Here is a 16,342-nt window from a genome sequence, read left to right as displayed (position 1 = left end):
AATGCCTACATCCTGACGTTACGGGCGGTTCAAGCACTTTGAGCGCGCGGACAGCGCATATCATCTCATATCAGCGCGTTTTTCGAAGAGAGGCTGCCAACCTTCTCCTTCGCGCAGATCGGAAGGTGCGCCAGCCGGAGGCAGCGACTTGTGTATCACTGACGCGTTTTACGGCCGCACATTCGCCGAAGCACCATCTCCAATGCGAGAGGCATGGTTTCACCCTCAGGTGCCATGTCATAGCTCCTGCATGTGCGGTTGGCGACGCGAACGTCCAAGGTCCTACAATGCGGCGATTTAGGACGCAGGGTGGAGACCGATGCACAGCCTCCCTTGCCACTAGCCGGCCAGGTATTCCTTAAAACGGCACGCCGATTGCTGGGTAAGGATCAAGCTGCCGCGAAGGAAGCGGTCGCGGCGGAGCCAGGATTCCAATGAAGTTAATTCGATTCATCATGATCGATCTAGCGTTGATGCTACTCGCGCCTGAGAGTGCAAAGGCCACCATTGTGGCGACGGACGCAAACTTCGAATCGGCTCGCGAAGCTGTGGGATCCGTAATGCCGAGTTCTGGCCCCGAGCCAGTATTCGGCTCTGGCGTGATCGGACAGCTTTACCGCCAAGCCTCTCAAGCCGCGCTATTCGAACATGCGCTCGGCCCGCCAAGCAGACTGACAACCTTGCGCTGCTGGAAGGGCGCTTATCTCTCAATGGCAAGTGCAGCGAGCAACGTCCGATTGCCACAATCCTAGCGGCGCGAAGCTGCTCAACAAGACTCCGGTCTTGATACCAATCTGCAGTCCGCCCCCTACCCTAGGCCCTCACGCGAGCAGAAAAGCCCGTGCTGCCGCGGGGTCGAGTGGATCGTCGGAAGCATGGCGATCAGCTCCACTGCAGCCATTGGCCTCCTGACTTAGCTGAGAAGATACAGCACATGCTAAGGTTCATCAGAGAAGCCAAAAAGGGCTATATCGAAGTTGCCTTCAACGGTTCTCTCGGAAGCATTTTGCTAGATACGCAATTCAGCGTACCAGCCAAAGGCGTCACAGCGATTCTTGGTCCGCCCGGGTGCGGCAAAACTACACTCGCGCGCTGCATCGCTGGCGTCCAGCGCCTGCCGAATGGATTCTGTGCGATTGATGGGGAGATTTGGCAGGATGAGACTACGTTTCGACCGACTCATCTTCGTCACGTCGCATATGTATTTCGCCTACCGATTCTCTCTTCTCATTTGTCTGTACGACACACCCTTTTATACAACGCGTCCAAATCGGAACAGACACTGATCGATTTTGATGGTGTGGTCGAATTGCTCGCCTTGGCGCCACTGCTCGAGCGTTTGCCATCAGATCTTTCCGGAGCGGAGCGACAGCGACTCGCCCTTGGCCGTGCGCTGTTGGGCCAGCCTCGGCTACTCTTGCTGGACGATCCACTCATTGGGCTCGACCGCTCCGCCAAATGCGAGATCCTGCCCTTTCTCGAGCGCATGCGGCAAACGCTTCCATTGCCGATGATTTACTTCGGCCATGACATCGCTGATATCGAGCGTTTTGCCGATTATCTCGTCATGATGAAGGATGGCGCCGTAACTACGGCCGGTCCGCTCAATGTCATTCAGAGCGATGCGGCGCTTGCCAGGCGGGGCGAAGCGGCAGTCTGTCTTGATACTACGGTCGGCGGGTATGATGGGCGCTATGGGCTGATCATGCTCCGCCTCAAAGCTGTGCGCTTTCTGATACCTGGAGTGCCGCTTACACCGGGCGCGCAGCTGCGGCTGCGCATCGCTGCCGACGACGTCAGCATTGCGCGCGAAGCTCGGCGCGCAAGCTCTATCCTCAATGTTTTTCCAGCACGCATAAAAGCCTCTCTGCCGCACGGCGAGGCTGAGGTCACCTTGGTTCTGACCCTTGAAGCCGGCCGATCTGGCGTGCCGCTTTTGGCGCGCGTCACACGCCGCTCCTTTGATGCGCTACGGCTTAGCAATGGAGCGCAAGTATTCGCGGAGGTCGCGCGCGCCGCTCCGCTCGGGCTGCCGAGCGGTTGCTTGCAACGCCTACCACATTCGCAGGAGCATCTTCGACAGCTATGCCCGATGCGAGAAAAACACCAACAAGATCCCGGCCGTGATCGATAATCTACATGAGATCGATCCGAATAATGTTCCGGGCAGTTCTCTACCTTCCAAAAGACGAATAGGCTACTGGCCGATGTGGCTCAGGATGTCGGGCGCCAATGCGTACGCATCGGCGACAGGTGCAGCGACACTCGAGGCCAGCAAATGGGCACGCACATTATACTCGCAATCGATGTTGCGAGGGGAGAAAAGATCTCGATTTCGCAACCACTCGGGAGCAGGTGCCCTTTAGTCTTGGTATAAATGGGCTTGCCGAGGCCGCAGCCGTCGGCCCGGCCAGCTGTTTCTCGTTCTTTGGCGAATTTGCTGATCGCGAGGAGATCGACCTTATTGCGAAGCGTGCGGGAGATGCCGACGGGCGAGCCTCACCGCGGACTTGGCAGGCTGCTGCCTTGATCGTGGCGCGCAGCCGGGCCCAACCCGAGCTGCGGTGTTTGGTTACAACGATACCGGACGACCTGAACGCGACAGTGGGGCTGCCGAGCACGTCGGCTCCGCAATCGTCCACCAGAATCTTCGCCATCTCCGGAAGCCGCCTTAGCTCTAGCGTCCGCTCCTGCGCCACCTTGATGTCTTACGAACGTGCCGATTGTGGACCTTCAATGGCGAGACGTCCCAGTTCGACCAGCTGCGCCCGCTAAACAGCGCAAGCCGACATCAAGCCCGTAGCCGGCTTTGCGGTGCCGTGCCGGTCGATGACGAGACTGCTACGGTTCAGGTCTGTCGTCTTCCCGCCACCTGCCTGACCAGCGCGCGCGTTCCGTCGAGCTCAAAGGCACCGCAATCGTAGCCATTCCTCTGCTGGGGTATGGCGGTGTTTTGCAGGTTGGCCCCAACGCCTTGTAAGAGCATTGGTGCTCCAGATGACCGTCAGCTTAGTGCTGATCGAGGCACCAAGCGCGCGAACATGCCCGGACCCAAGCCGCTGGGCTGGTCTTGTTGCGCCCATTCCAGACCTAAGAACGGGTGGCATATAGTTTGCTCCACCCGTGAGGTCACGATCTACAAAAGCAAGTTTGTGAGGACAGCATGCTCGGAATTGGAAGTCAGTTGCCGCCATTCGACATCACAGGCGTGAAGCCCGGTTTTCATGCGCAGGAAGAAGAAGGGCAGAGTGCATTTGAGACGCTGACCGAAACGAGCTTTCCGGAAAAATGGAAGATTATCTTCTTTTACCCCAAGGACTTTACATTCGTCTGCCCGACAGAGATCGCGGAATTTGCCCGGCTTTCCGAAGAATTCGCTGAACGGGATGCGGTTGTACTGGGTGGTTCGACTGACAACGAGTTCTGCAAGCTTGCATGGCGGCGTTCGCATGTCGACCTGCACAATCTACCAATCTGGCAGTTTGCCGATACAAAGGGAACGCTCGTCGATGGTCTTGGCGTGCGTTCACCCGAAGGGGTCGCCTATCGTTGCACCTTCATTGTTGACCCCCAAAACACGATCCAGCACGTTTACGCGACCAATCTCAGTGTGGGGCGCAGTCCTAAGGACACGCTCCGCGTTCTGGACGCGCTGCAAACCGGCGAGCTCTGTCCCTGCAACCGCGAAATCGGCGGCGAAACCTTGAAAGTTGCTTGAGGCAGCATGTCGTGGATCGAACAAATAAGGATTCCCGATTTCGCGAAGGATGTCCGGCTTAACTTGATCTCCGTGGTGACCGACGAGACGTTTTCGCTGCAGAGAAAATACGGGCTGCTGCTGGCGAGTGCGGCTGCCACCCGCAATGCAGCCCTGGTGGCCGCGCTGGAATGCGCGGCGTCCGCCGTGATGACCTCTGTAGAGATCGCCGCAGCGAAAGCCGCCGCCACTGTGGAGGCAATGAACAACGTCTACTACCGCTTCGCTCACCTCGTTTCCGACCCCGAATACAAGACGATGCCGCCACGGCTACGTATGGACGTGATCGGCAATCACGGGGTGGACAAGACAGATTTCGAGCTGTGGTCGCTTGCTGTCTCCGTCATAAATGGTTGCGGTGTCTGCATTGATGCCCATGAGAAGACACTGAGGGCCGCGGGCGTTGATTCCAGAGCGATACACACCGCTGTGCGTTTTGCTGCGATCACGCAGTCAGTGGCGGTCGCTATCGAGGCCGCTGGGTCCGCCCCCGCTCAGGCGAGAGGCTGATCTCTACTCTGCCATTCGATCGACGCAGTTGGGGCGCCACGCAGTGGCACCACAACGAGGCCTTTGCGGCTCCCGCACGAGCTGCACGGCGGGTCACGTCGGCAAGTCATGTTGCGCGGCGTCCTCATTAAGAGCGTCGTGGTCGAATTCCCGCCGTCCCGCAGATGACACGCAATGCGCCACGGATAGGATGAGTTCCCACGCCTCGCCTCGGTCGCCCGACGGCCTTTCGTTCACCATCACCCAAACTTGAACAGCACACCATACCCGCCGCGCGGATGGCTCCATTGGATGTCGCCGGTCGGCTCAGCGATAACGCGACAGGTACCGCACTCGATGCAGCCGTCAACCGCTACCTCGACCTGGCCGCCGTCGTTGAGCTCATAGCACCGCGCGGGGCAGACTTTCAAAAGTGAAAGTAGCTGCGGCGATGGCGTTGTGTGCGCACGGACCTTGACGTGAGGGTTTCCGACGTCGACAAGATAGCGGTTGTAATACAGCTTGTCTTCGACGCGCACCGCGGGTTCGGAACTCATGCTTTGGCCTTCCATTGTTGGACTTCACACCGTTGCGGTCAGCGCCAGGCCCGCGCAAGACGACAAGCATCGCCGAACAGACCTGACCATGACCGCGCCTTGACAAAAGATTTCAGGCTAGCTTTCTCCTTTTCAGCCTTGGGCGTACCATCGACGCGCACAAAGTTCTGCATCGCCTTGGAGATGAGCTGCGGATAGGTGAGAAAGAAGTTCTGGGAGTGAGTATGCATTAGGGGCGGCAAATCCTTGTACTTCTTCAGATCTTTGATGACGAACGAATCGTCCAGCATCTTCTTGTAAATTGACAGATTTGTTGCACTCATCGGTTCGCCGCGTGATTTAACCAGACCTATCGCTTCCGCGGCGATACGGCCGGAGGTCATCGCGAGATTGGAGCCCTCACGATGAATGGCATTGTTGAGTTGGGCCGCATCGCCCACTACGACCCAGCCTTCCCCAAAAAGCTGCGGGATCGACTTGTAACCGCCTTCGGGAATGAGATGCGCCGAATATTCCTTGACTTCGGACCCTGCTAACAGGGGCGCCACAGAGGGATGCCTCTTGAATTGATCGAGCAGTCCGTACGGCGTTTGGCCCGTGCGCTGGAAGTCGGCGACAAGACAACCGATGCCAAGCGAAATGCACTCTTTATTGGCGTAGATGAAACCCATCCCGGTCATGCCACGAGAAATGGTGCCGGCCGCTTCGATCACGACGCCTTCATCGCCCCTGAGATTGAAGCGCGCCTCGATAGTCTCGCGAGGCAGGAAATGCATTTCCTTAACCGCGAGCGCAACGTTGTCGGCTGTCGGGCGCGCGCGTAGGCCTGCACGTGTGCCGAGCAGGCCATTGACCCCTTCGGCCAGGACGACGACGTCGGCATGTATTTCGCCGTCTCTGCGATCTGTACGAACACCGACGATCCTTTCACGATCGTCCCGTACGAGCTCGGTGACGGTGGTCTCGCACAGCACGATCGCACCAGCTTCACGCACCTTGGAAGAAAACCATTTGTCAAACTGAGCGCGTATGATCGTATAGCGGTTCGGCCGCTCCTCGTTGAAGTCCTCCGAACGGTAGTGCATGCCGACATGGGAGCGGTCGTCCATCATCCAGAACCGCTGTTCGATCAGGTGGCGTTCGAGCGGCGCCTCCTCTCGAAACTCGGGGATCAGCTTTTCCATCATATCGGCATATAGGATGGCGCCCTGCACATTCTTCGATCCGGGATATTCGCCCCGCTCGAGCTGCAGCACCTTCATGCCGCGTTTGGCCATCGTCAATGCCGCCGCGTTTCCGGCCATACCGGCTCCGACCACGATCGCATCGAATTTCTCTTCAATCATCCTCATCTCCTCTAGACCGCGATCCGGGCGCGCGATTCTGGCAAAAGCCGCGCGCGGAATGCTGCCGTCAGCGTCGGTAGCAATTGAGTGGCATCACTGACGATCGCGAGATGGGCGAAGTCGAAGATCGGAGCGTTCTTGTCAGTATTGACGGCGACGATCAGATCCGCGCCCTCGACGCCAACCCGGTGCTGGATCGCACCGGAAATCCCCGCGGCAATATAGAGCTTCGGCCGGATGGTTTTGCCTGTCTGGCCGATCTGCCGGTCAGACGTAACCCACCCTTTTTGCACGAGAGGACGCGAGCAGCCATATTCAGCCCCAAGCAGGGATGCGAGCTCGCGCACCAACCGAAAGTTCTCAGGCGATCCTAGTCCTAGGCCGCCCGCAACCACGACATCGGCATAGGCCAGATTGGACGTTTGTGCATCGCGGTCGGGCAGAAATGACAATACTTTTGTGACGATATCGTCTTCGAAAAGGCCGAGCGGATGAACGACGATACGAGCGGCATCGCGGTCGACACGCTCAGGCATCGGCATGACCCGCGGGCGGACGGTGGCCATCTGCGGACGATAATTTAGCGTGTAGATCGTGCAGAGCAGCGAGCCGCCAAAGGTCGGACGCGTCGCCGCAAGCGAACCATCGGCGTCCACGTCCAGCGCGGTGCAGTCGGCAGTGAGCCCCGTCGATAGGGTCGTCGCCACAGAACCTGCGAGATCGCGACCGAGCGTCGTCGCACCCAACAGCAGGATCTCGGGCTTGTAGGTGTTGACGAGTTCGGTTAGGGCCTTGGTATAGGATTCGTTACGGTAATCCGACAAAACATTGTCGCTCACGAGATAGGCCAGATCGGCGCCATAGCAAAAGGCTTCAAGCGCGGCGTTACGTGTGTGCTGCCCCTCCGGACCGATAACCACAGCGGCAAGATTCACTTTTAGCCTGTCGGCAAGGCCGCGCCCTGCACCCATAAGCTCCCAGGAAACGGGATGCACCTGACCACGCTCAAGCTCGACGAAGACCCAGACGTGCTTGTACGACTTAAAGCGCTCCGGCAGCTCTTTTTTGGCTGCTGCGCGGCCGGCAGCCGCTGGCATGGCCGTTCTGCTGACGTTGCTCATAGTTTCAAATTCCTCCTCAACGATAGGGGCGCCGGCGCCACGGGTTGCTTTTTCGCTTCGTCAACTGAAGATCACTTTCGGTTAGCAAGTGGCTGGCTGCTCTGCCCCGCCTGCGTGTTCGGACCGGCCACACAACAACACAGGTCGTGGCAATAGACGCACCCGTCCGACCGGATTTGCAGAGGTCTTCCAAACTCGACCGTTACCCGTCGGGTTCGACGAGCGCCACCGCGGCTCGCCAGGGCGCTGTGGGGATTCTAACCGATCGCTTCGGTGCCTGAGTGGGCGAGTTCGTACGCTGCGCAGTACCTGCGACCCAGCTCGGCCCAACGACTCCACATTGGCGGTGCAAACGAGGGCGATCCTGGCAACACTTCTATCACGCAATCCATCCCGACCGTCAAACGAAAGCACTCCGTATGGGCCGAACCTGGCGCTCTTCGTGGCACCGTTCCCATCCGCCATGAGATGGGCACAAATCTGAGCGGGATCGGGGACCGATTTGATGCAGATGATGTTGTGCATACGGGGTGCAGGAGTAACGCGAAGCGAAGACTTATCCATTGACCAGCATCTCACCGACGTTACGGAGCTTTGATCGCGTCAAAACCGGTTTCGAGGGGAGCTAACGCGATTATGGGCCTCGAAATGGTAGCGCAGGTCTCAGCAGGTAGTAAAAACAGCATCATAGGTCCTCCTTCAAACTCATCGCGGTCGACTGCTATCTGTCGGCACCGCTGACAGGACAACAGCAAGTGTCGTACCAGTTGCAAAGACCATTGAAAGCCAGTCGGAAGTAATGGCCTGCGACACAATTCAAACAACCGCTGATACCGTCGACACGACCAGTCCAGACATGGGTCGGGAATACGACAGCCGCCGCTCCGGTGATGGCTGCAGATACTTGAGCACAAAGAGAAGGCCCCAATATCGGATTGCCTCGGCGCCGGCCGGTCGTAATTCGCTTACAGTGAAACGCTAGATCACTTCAACTCGCTCAACGGGACAAAGGCTGCGGCCTTCTTACGGTCCGCGACGGCATCCTTCAAAACCTTGAACACTCGCTGATCGATCGGTGACGATGCCACGAAATCTGCATAGGCTTGCTCCAGCATCGCCTTGCACCTCGCTCTGATTTCCGGCTCTTCGGCGCCAGTAAATTGCTCTTCGGCAAAATATTGTCCCATGCGCTTTAAGATGTGAAGGCGCGCGACATTTACGATTTTGGGGTCGTAATCGACGCCAAGCAGCGAGAAAAAATCCTCTGCCGACGAGGCCTTGCTGAGCCGATCCAGGATACCGGCTGGCGTGGATGAGCTGATCATCGAAAATTCTCCTTCGGATTAGCTCTGGACGGTCAATGAGATGGGGGGCGCGTGTTGACTGCTGCCGTCCTGCCTCGCACAGCTGGTGCGCATCGCCACAGCCTGACTCCGGAAAGCGGTGCTCCCAACTTCGCTGCCCAGATCGGCAGGTCCGCCGGTGACGAAGCCAGTTCCGATGAAGATCCGGGATCAATGGCCAAATCACGATCTAGCTTGGCGCTCGTCAGGACGGTCGTCGGGCCGGAAATCAGCCGGGCGAGAAGATGCCGATTGGCAGTCCGGGGACAGCTCGTCATTGGGTAGGAGATCACAGCATGTATGGCGGAACGGGAAGTAAGATCTGGAGGTGAGATCGCGCCAGGGGATCTGACGTGCGAGAGCTGGACGCCGCTCGTGCCATCAGCGACATCGCACACTGTCCTTGCGGCGCGTCGGTTTGCCAAGGGTCGACGCAAACGTTGCTGGACACGGCTTTTCACGCGGGGTGGGGTGCCAAGCATCCGCACACGTCGCGCCAGATCGCCGCCACGGTTTCGCGCTCGACCGGCAGCTTGTGCTCGATGGCATATTTGCGGACTTGCGACAGGATCTGCCTGGCTTGATCGTCGCTGGCGACGAGCTGCAGTTCATCGAGTATCGCGGTGATCGCCGCAAGTCCGGAATGCTTGCCGAACACAAAGCGGTTGCAGCGGCCAAGCAAAACGGGATCAAGCGATTGATAGGTGCGTTGATCCTTCAAAAGGCCAGCGACATGAATGCCGGATTCGTGCGTAAATACATGCTGTCCGACGATCGCCTTGTTCATAGGAATCGCACGTGCGGCCGCGGCTGCTACCACCGTGGCGACGTTCTCGAGCTCCGGGAGTATGATGCCAGTCTCGCGCCCGTAGAGCTGCTTGAGTGCGACCGCGATTTCCTCGAGCGGTGCATTTCCGGCCCGCTCGCCCAGCCCGATGACGGTCACTGAGGCGTGGCTCGCGCCAGCCCTGATGGCGGAGAGCGTGTTCGCGGTTGCGAGTCCTAGATCATCGTGACCGTGAAATTCGAGTTCGAGATCGGTAGTCGCACGCAAATTTCCGACCAGCGCGTAGGTTGCGTCGGGATCGAGCACACTGAGCGTATCTGCAATACGAAAGCGACGCGCGCCCGCGGCTTTTGCAGTCGCCATCAGTCTAATGAGAAAATCAATGTCGGCGCGGGAGGAGTCCTCACCACCGACGGCGACCTCAAGTCCGCGCTCACGGGCATAGCCTACCACTCGCTTCACCCGTTCTAGCGCCAGGTCGCGATGACCACCTAGCTTGGCCGCGATCTGGACATCGGAGGTCGGGACGGACATATTGATCATGGACACCTTTGCTTCGATCGCCGCGTCGACATCAGATTCCCGCATCCGGCACCAGCCTATGGTGGTCAGCGGAAGATCTGCTTCGACAATGGCGCGGATGGCGGCGATCTCCTCGTTGCCCATCGCCGGCGTTCCCGCCTCGATCTCCGTGACTCCGGCCCGGGCTAGCGCCTGCGCGATCGCCAGCTTTTCGTCTGTGGTAAACGCAACGCCAGGTGCCTGCTCGCCGTCGCGCAATGTCGTGTCGTTGAGCACGGTGGGCTTGGCGCGCACCTGGTCGTACCGAGACGATTTGGCGGCGGTGCTGGCGGCGATCACGCGAGAGCTCCTCATTGTTTGACCTACCTACGCTTCAGCAACCAGCATGCCAGCCTGCCGTCCCGGCCAATCCATTGACGACTCTACCGCTTCCGTCCTCGACCTTCTTGAGCAAATGAATTGTCGCAAATGCGACAGGTCATCAAGCGGACGCCTTGCCTGTTGCTACGCCGAGTTCGAACGTTAGCAATTGCGGCTCGCCAGGATGTGAGAATTGTCGCGGAGCACTTGGGGGCCGCCGCGGCCTTGAACACATGGTCACTCGCTCGCATGGAAACGGCGTCAGCCGCGCCCTCAACGTCCCGCGCGGCTTACCAAACCCGGCGAGGCTTTCTCGGATGACTGGGCGATAGCGGACCTTTGTTGCAGTTCAGGCGGCCAGTCGCCGGCAACCACCGGCCGAGCCGCCTGCAACAGAAAATCGCGCCGGCGCTCGGCCATCCGGCTCTCACCGCTTTCTTCACCGAAGCAGATGTTGAAGTCGTGACATTGATTGCACACGGGTGTTGTGCACATCACGAGGCCTTCATTCTCACAAAGCATGCGGTAGAAGAAGCGCTTCCAGCGCATATTGTTGAAATTGCGCGCGGCGAGCGGCGCGAAATGACGGCTCAGCAACCGAGAGAGTTCGCCACGATTGCGCAAGCCGAGAGCTTCCCACAGATGGTCCGGCTCTATCGCGCGGCGCGCGATCATCGCAGCCAGCCAGCGGCCGATATCCCCTTCCGTCGATCGTTGCTTGAGCAAGAGATCGCGCAGCATTGCGATCTCGTCGTCCTCTTCGCACTTGCAAGCCGAAAGCTGCTTCGCGAGCTTGATCTCAAGCGTGGGAAAGTACTGCTCCAGCAAGGCCACCAGTTCAAGGCCGGACAGGCCAGCCTTCTCGGGAAGGGAGCCACCATCCATTGTGGCAGCCGCCAGGATAGACGCCAGGACATGGCGATCGAGATTGCTGTCAATGGTAATGTCGGCATCTGCAGGCGGCACACCGGTGAGCATGCGGTAGGTTGCAATTCCCCTGTGCATCTGGGTGTTGACATCAACGGCACAAGCAGCCAGCAACGGAAGGAAGTGCGCTTCGGACAAATTTTGCGGGTCTCCACAATGGTCAGGTTTGCGTGCCGCATCCTGGTTTTGATCAGGGTCGCTCGTCAGAATGCCGGCCTCCCGGGATGGGCGGTGAGGGAGACCGGCATCCGTCGCGCGCCTTTACGAGGCCGCGAGTTCGGCGGCGGTCTTGCCGATGATGGATTCGTCCACGGGCTTCATAATGCCATGCTCCATCAGCATGTCCTCGAGCTCGTCCATGGAGATCGGGGTGGGGATGATGCCTTTGCCGCCATTATTGTGAACCTTGGTTGCAAGATTGCGATAGTGATCAGCCTGCTTGGAATCGGGTGCATATTCGAGAACCGTCATCCTGCGCAGTTCTGCATGCTGCACCACGTTGTCGCGGGGCACGAAGTAGATCAGCTGAGTACCCAGCTTCTTTGCCAACGCTTCCGCCAGTTCCAGCTCCTTGTCGGTCTGCCGCTCGTTGCAGATCAGACCGCCCAGCCGCACGCCGCCAGAGTTCGCGTATTTCAGGATGCCCTTGGAAATGTTGTTCGCGGCATACATCGCCATCATCTCACCGGACATCACGATATAGATTTCCTGCGCCTTGTTCTCGCGGATTGGCATCGCAAAGCCGCCGCAAACAACGTCGCCAAGCACGTCGTACGAAACATAGTCGATGTTCTCGTAGGCGCCGTTCTCTTCCAGAAAATTGATCGAGGTGATGACACCGCGGCCGGCACAGCCGACACCTGGCTCAGGACCACCGGACTCCACGCAACGAATCTCCCTGTAGCCGACCTTCATTACGTCCTCGAGTTCTAGGTCCTCCACGCTGCCGGCGCTCGCGGCAAGGCTCAAAATCGTGTCTTGCGCCTTGGCGTGCAGAATCAGGCGAGTCGAGTCCGCCTTCGGATCGCACCCTACAATCAGGATTTTCTGACCCATCTCGGCTAGCGCCGCCAGCGTGTTCTGCGAAGTGGTGGATTTGCCGATGCCGCCTTTGCCGTAGAACGCGATTTGTCTTAGTGAAGACATGTTGCTCTCCATCAACCGATTTGCCAAAAACGTTGCGCACTTCTTGTGCGAGCTTGGTTCTCTCACAGAAGCGGGGCACACGGGTTCAAGGGAAGGAGCGCATCGCTCGCCGTGGGCGTCGGCCTGCACTCAGCCCTCACTCAGTGTTGCTGCAGCTCATTAGCAACAGCCGTGCCAGCGCTTGAATCCACACATTAAGCTTCTGATTACGCTTACAAAAGCCAACCAGCCGGCGCGTGATCATTGGTTGTCTTGGATGTGACGCGATCTGCGCGGCTGTCGGAAAACAAACAAACAAGCACAAACATCAACGCCAAAAGCCGGAATCACGGGATCTATTCCGATCTCTCCAGTTGTGGAACGGAACTTGCTGTTCCTCTCACAACCCGAGCGATTTCGGGAGAGTGAATATGCCGGACGGGCTCGAAACATGGCGGACCAGCGGCGAGTGTTGCAAATGCGGTACGGCGCTCGATGCGCAGATATCGGAGTTGACGGGCAAGAACTTCGAATGGGCTCGCGACAGCGGCAGCGGCTTGCCACAGATTCAGCTCAGCATCCCTACATAGGTATGCCGTGGCGACAATCATCGTTTATCAGAAGCCCGGCTGCGCCAGTAACGCGCGTCAGATTAAAGCGCTCAAGTCCGCCGGCCATGACGTGGTCGTGCAAGACATCTTGAAGCAGCCATGGCACGCGGACGAATTGGGCAGCTTCTTCCGCAATATGCCCGTTAACTCCTAGTTCAACCGAGCCGCGCCTCGTATCAAGTCAGGCGAAGTCAATCCCGATTCTATCGACGCGGCAAGCGCACTCGCATTGATGGTAGGGGATCCGCTCCTGATACGACGACCGCTGATCGACGTAGACGGGGCACGAAGTGCCGGACTCGATCGTGCGCCAGTGCTGTCGCTGCTTGGCGGCAAGACGCAAGATGATCTCGAGGTCTGCTTGCACGAAGCACACCGCACGCGTTGCCCGCAGACGTGAAGACGCCGAGTGCCAGCCATCAGGCGAGGCAAAGAATGACGTTTCCACTTCCGGCTTGCTTTACGCCAAGTAACCGCGGAGCGCTTCCCTGAAAGGGCCCGCGCGAGCGGTTGCTCGTAGGTTGGCGTCGCCGATATTCCACTGGAATGCCGCGCTTGCCGCTTTGCAACATGTGAGAGACGTAGCCGCATTTGCTACCTTTATCACGCGCGACCTCGGCGGCCCGCGTTAAATCGGAGCGCCACCCCGAGAGGCAGATTCTTCAAAGGATTCGTTTAGACTGACTACTGGATTGAATAACGATCAAAGCAGAACACGTTTCGCAGCCGTGATCCTAATGCAACTTAGCGGGACAATTGTGCTAACGGTCGCTTCGATTTTGATTGGTATCAAATACTACTCCGTTCCTCATGTGTGACAGAGATCTCGCGCGGCTGCTCGCGCGAGTTTTGGAATGGAGACTTCGATGAGAGTACTAACAGTTCTGGCGAGGGCATCGGTCCTCGCGCTTGCGAGCTCGTTGGCCAGCAATTCGGTACGAGGTGCGGATCTGGGCCCGGCGCCGGTCTACTATGTCTACTATAAAGCGCCTCCAATAGAGCCCGACAGCCCCTGGATGATCCGCCTGCGCGTGCTCGGCGTTTTGCCGGATACCGCAGGTAGCTCGGTCAACGTTGCCGGGACGCCATCGCTGTCTTCACCAAGTTCAGGGCTTTCGCTCAGCGATCGAGCCATACCAGAGCTCGATATCACCTACTTCTTCACAAGGAACGTAGCCGCTGAACTCATTCTCGGAGCGACTCGCCATCACATCAGCGGCAATGGCGTCCTCACTGGGCTCGATATCGGCACCGCCTGGCTGTTGCCGCCAACATTAACCCTGCAATATCACTTCACCGATTTCGGCCAGTTCAAGCCCTATATCGGCGCTGGCATCAACTACACTGCATTCTTCAACCAATCGGCAGCCAATGCGTCGCTTGGCGGCCTTGCCGTCACGGATCTACACATCAGAAACCAATTCGGCGCGGCGGTCCAATTCGGCTTCGATTACATGCTTGACCGTCACTGGGGCCTCAATTTTGACGTGAAGAAGCTGTGGCTGCGGCCGGAGTACTCCGCGACCGTAAACAATGCGATTGCTGTCACCGGGCGCGCCAATATCGATCCATGGCTCGTCAGCGGGGGCGTCGCTTACAGGTTCTGATGCCAGAACAGGGTCATAAAGGAGACTCCGTTTGATCAACTCGGACGCTGCGAGCGCATCAAGCGCATCTCCTGCCCTCTCCGTCTGCAGTGGGGAGCCGGCTGACGCGTCATCGACGCGTCAGCTGGCCAGAGGCAGAAATTCATTCGTAGCATTGCTATCGCTGTGAGCCACGGATCGCGCGGCACGTAAGTGACGATACACGAACAGATCGGCGCGTTATAATCCTATTACTGCTTCGCCGCGCGTTGCAGAGGAGCCACTTTGCCTATTTGGCCTCACAACAGGCGGTGCGCCACGCCCCATGTCAATGACCTACTGTTAGCGACCCGGAGCTCGAGTTGGACGGTCAACCTCAGACGATACGAGCTCCGAGCGGCCGGGCAGCTCATGGACGAGCACGCCGTCCATGCTTGCTGGTCCGGTCAAGTGGTCGCGACGACGCCTCTAACTTCGCTTGAGCACCATCACAAGGCGGTCGACACGTTTGCCCTGCTTGAGGTGGGATTTGACGATCTCGTCAACGTCCTCAAGCGTGGTCACGCGGTACCAGATTCCGCCGGGATAGACGACCAGCAAGGGACCAGAGTTACAAAATCCAAGGCAGCCCGCCATCGTGAAACCAATATCGTTGAGGCCTTGCGCTTCGATCGCCTTGCCCATTCGATCCCACAGGGCTTGCGCGCCTGAGGCGCCGCAACTGCCGTGGGCATGGCCTGGCGGACGCTGCGTGTTGCAGGCAAAGACATGATGCCGATAAACCTGAGGGAACTCCATTTCTTTTTCTGAGTTCATGCGCCTATCCTCTGATAAATGCTGAAGGGATGAGGTGCGAGCACATCATGCCCAACAGTCTCCGACTATTGAACGTCCCATGATTCCCACCCGCGCTTGCGGAACAAGGCGCAATGAGCGGGCGCCATAGTGGTTGTCGTCGCTAAAGATGAGCGATAAATACCTACGCGTCCGAAGCCGCCTCCTGATCAATTCCAACCTCTTCTCCTGTCATCTCGATCTGTTTATCCACTCATCGCGTATTCACGATCCAAATTCTTTAAGGTAAGTTGCACACCAGATGCGCAACGTTCGCTGCTGCAACGATTCTTTGCTTTGGGCGGCGCGCCTCGCAACGATTGCCCAAGTAGGGGCAATGTCGTTCGCTTCTCGCTTCTATCAGCGGTCCCCGACAGGCTAAGAGCCATGGCCTCGTTCAGCTCAATGGCATCGGCCGGACCGACCGCAAAACCCTCGGACCTATTCGCTCATCAAATCCCGCCGGTTTCTGTTCGCTCATCTCGGCCTCGCGGTTTCCTGCTTGAAGACATCGACCGCAGTCCGGCTCAGCCGAAAAATCCCGCGGCCCCGAGTGAGCGGCCGATAAGCCGAGCTGGCACGGGTATTGAGGACATCAAACCATTGGTCTGGCGTGAGCTTGGCCGGACGCTCGCTGATTTGTATCACCCTCCCGTTCGGGGCGAAGCGGACGTGGGTGACGATTTCTTGCGAGTTCATACGATCCCCATTTTGGTAACACTAGCGATCACGGCCCAAAGTGACCGACGATCTCGATTATAACGTGCTTGGCTTCGGGCACTCGGCGCCGGCCTCAAGCCGAGCCTTGGACGCCGACACTTTTTATGATTGAGCAGGCCTTCTCCGCGGTCGCCTGGAACATTTCTCTTCCCCCTTTCCTGGACGAATACATGTCGCCGGTGGCATCCAGCGCGCTCCTGCATTTTTGTGGATCACGATGCACAAAGCACGTATCCTTGGTCCGCTTGCTCATCTCT

15 protein-coding genes are annotated in these 16,342 nt (G+C 58.4%); 7 read left to right on the top strand and 8 right to left on the bottom strand.

All coding sequences use genetic code 11. The annotated features are described in order from the left end of the window. Positions 1-934: 934 nt before the first annotated feature. The 3 genes from modC (at position 935) to ABIA45_RS34985 (ending at position 4,267) form a co-directional block, all read left to right on the top strand. A complete protein-coding gene (gene modC / locus ABIA45_RS34995; RefSeq protein ID WP_370157569.1) occupies positions 935-2,134 on the top strand; it encodes a molybdenum ABC transporter ATP-binding protein in 1,200 nt (399 codons plus the stop codon). 1,029 nt (positions 2,135-3,163) lie between these two features. Beyond that, the gene (locus ABIA45_RS34990; RefSeq protein WP_370157568.1) at positions 3,164-3,718 is read left to right on the top strand and encodes a peroxiredoxin; all 555 of its coding nucleotides are present in this window, start codon (positions 3,164-3,166) and stop codon (positions 3,716-3,718) included. Positions 3,719-3,724: 6 nt separating this feature from the next. After that, positions 3,725-4,267, top strand: a complete 543-nt coding sequence (locus tag ABIA45_RS34985; protein ID WP_036014866.1) for a carboxymuconolactone decarboxylase family protein — start codon at positions 3,725-3,727, stop codon at positions 4,265-4,267. 239 nt (positions 4,268-4,506) lie between these two features. On the opposite strand, the gene ABIA45_RS34980 is transcribed toward ABIA45_RS34985, so the two are convergent. The 7 genes from ABIA45_RS34980 to nifH form a co-directional block, all read right to left on the bottom strand. Next, the gene (locus ABIA45_RS34980) at positions 4,507-4,803 is read right to left on the bottom strand and encodes a ferredoxin family protein (RefSeq protein ID WP_036014950.1); all 297 of its coding nucleotides are present in this window, start codon (positions 4,801-4,803) and stop codon (positions 4,507-4,509) included. 38 nt (positions 4,804-4,841) lie between these two features. Continuing rightward, positions 4,842-6,149, bottom strand: a complete 1,308-nt coding sequence (locus ABIA45_RS34975) for an FAD-dependent oxidoreductase (RefSeq protein ID WP_036014868.1) — start codon at positions 6,147-6,149, stop codon at positions 4,842-4,844. Between the two features lie 11 nt (positions 6,150-6,160). Beyond that, positions 6,161-7,270, bottom strand: a complete 1,110-nt coding sequence (locus ABIA45_RS34970) for an electron transfer flavoprotein subunit alpha/FixB family protein (RefSeq protein WP_036014870.1) — start codon at positions 7,268-7,270, stop codon at positions 6,161-6,163. Positions 7,271-8,253: 983 nt separating this feature from the next. Further along, positions 8,254-8,595 carry a nitrogenase stabilizing/protective protein NifW gene (gene nifW, locus ABIA45_RS34965; protein ID WP_036014872.1) on the bottom strand — a complete coding sequence of 114 codons (342 nt, stop codon included), beginning with the start codon at positions 8,593-8,595 and terminating at the stop codon, positions 8,254-8,256. A gap of 475 nt (positions 8,596-9,070) precedes the next feature. Beyond that, the gene (gene nifV, locus ABIA45_RS34960) at positions 9,071-10,261 is read right to left on the bottom strand and encodes a homocitrate synthase (protein WP_370157567.1); all 1,191 of its coding nucleotides are present in this window, start codon (positions 10,259-10,261) and stop codon (positions 9,071-9,073) included. A 294-nt stretch (positions 10,262-10,555) separates the two neighbouring features. Continuing rightward, positions 10,556-11,347, bottom strand: a complete 792-nt coding sequence (locus ABIA45_RS34955) for a nitrogen fixation protein NifQ (protein WP_036014874.1) — start codon at positions 11,345-11,347, stop codon at positions 10,556-10,558. A 123-nt stretch (positions 11,348-11,470) separates the two neighbouring features. Further along, positions 11,471-12,355: a nitrogenase iron protein gene (gene nifH, locus ABIA45_RS34950; protein ID WP_036014954.1), complete on the bottom strand. Its 885-nt coding sequence runs from the start codon at positions 12,353-12,355 to the stop codon at positions 11,471-11,473. Between the two features lie 410 nt (positions 12,356-12,765). On the opposite strand from nifH, the gene ABIA45_RS34945 reads away from it, so the two are divergent. The 4 genes from ABIA45_RS34945 to ABIA45_RS34930 all read left to right on the top strand — a co-directional run bounded on the left by ABIA45_RS34945 (position 12,766) and on the right by ABIA45_RS34930 (position 14,552). Continuing rightward, positions 12,766-12,924, top strand: a complete 159-nt coding sequence (locus ABIA45_RS34945; protein ID WP_225173776.1) for a hypothetical protein — start codon at positions 12,766-12,768, stop codon at positions 12,922-12,924. A gap of 7 nt (positions 12,925-12,931) precedes the next feature. Next, positions 12,932-13,099, top strand: coding sequence for a hypothetical protein (locus ABIA45_RS34940; protein WP_338129091.1), 168 nt, complete (start codon positions 12,932-12,934; stop codon positions 13,097-13,099). A 21-nt stretch (positions 13,100-13,120) separates the two neighbouring features. After that, a complete protein-coding gene (locus ABIA45_RS34935) occupies positions 13,121-13,345 on the top strand; it encodes a hypothetical protein (RefSeq protein WP_404546116.1) in 225 nt (74 codons plus the stop codon). Positions 13,346-13,799: 454 nt separating this feature from the next. Next, entirely contained in the window at positions 13,800-14,552 is a 753-nt protein-coding gene (locus tag ABIA45_RS34930; protein ID WP_081493866.1) for an OmpW family protein, read from the top strand. A 447-nt stretch (positions 14,553-14,999) separates the two neighbouring features. Here ABIA45_RS34930 and ABIA45_RS34925 read toward each other — a convergent pair whose 3' ends face one another. Next, a complete protein-coding gene (locus ABIA45_RS34925; RefSeq protein ID WP_225124648.1) occupies positions 15,000-15,347 on the bottom strand; it encodes a ferredoxin in 348 nt (115 codons plus the stop codon). Positions 15,348-16,342 lie beyond the last annotated feature (995 nt).

Origin of the sequence: Bradyrhizobium sp. USDA 336 (genome assembly GCF_044908355.1) — a bacterium.
In the GTDB taxonomy this organism is placed as follows: Bacteria; Pseudomonadota; Alphaproteobacteria; order Rhizobiales; family Xanthobacteraceae; genus Bradyrhizobium; species Bradyrhizobium yuanmingense.
The sequence above is the reverse complement of the archived record's forward strand: the minus strand, read 5'-3'. Positions and strand labels throughout refer to the sequence as shown.

Coding starts and splice junctions, on each gene's coding strand:
- ABIA45_RS34990 (WP_370157568.1), top strand. CDS start 3,164: ATGCTCGGAATTGGAAGTCAGTTGCCGCCATTCGACATCACAGGCGTG.
- ABIA45_RS34970 (WP_036014870.1), bottom strand. CDS start 7,270: ATGAGCAACGTCAGCAGAACGGCCATGCCAGCGGCTGCCGGCCGCGCA.
- ABIA45_RS34925 (WP_225124648.1), bottom strand. CDS start 15,347: ATGAACTCAGAAAAAGAAATGGAGTTCCCTCAGGTTTATCGGCATCAT.
- nifH (WP_036014954.1), bottom strand. CDS start 12,355: ATGTCTTCACTAAGACAAATCGCGTTCTACGGCAAAGGCGGCATCGGC.
- ABIA45_RS34980 (WP_036014950.1), bottom strand. CDS start 4,803: ATGAGTTCCGAACCCGCGGTGCGCGTCGAAGACAAGCTGTATTACAAC.
- nifW (WP_036014872.1), bottom strand. CDS start 8,595: ATGATCAGCTCATCCACGCCAGCCGGTATCCTGGATCGGCTCAGCAAG.
- ABIA45_RS34945 (WP_225173776.1), top strand. CDS start 12,766: ATGCCGGACGGGCTCGAAACATGGCGGACCAGCGGCGAGTGTTGCAAA.
- ABIA45_RS34985 (WP_036014866.1), top strand. CDS start 3,725: ATGTCGTGGATCGAACAAATAAGGATTCCCGATTTCGCGAAGGATGTC.
- ABIA45_RS34975 (WP_036014868.1), bottom strand. CDS start 6,149: ATGATTGAAGAGAAATTCGATGCGATCGTGGTCGGAGCCGGTATGGCC.
- ABIA45_RS34930 (WP_081493866.1), top strand. CDS start 13,800: ATGGAGACTTCGATGAGAGTACTAACAGTTCTGGCGAGGGCATCGGTC.
- modC (WP_370157569.1), top strand. CDS start 935: ATGCTAAGGTTCATCAGAGAAGCCAAAAAGGGCTATATCGAAGTTGCC.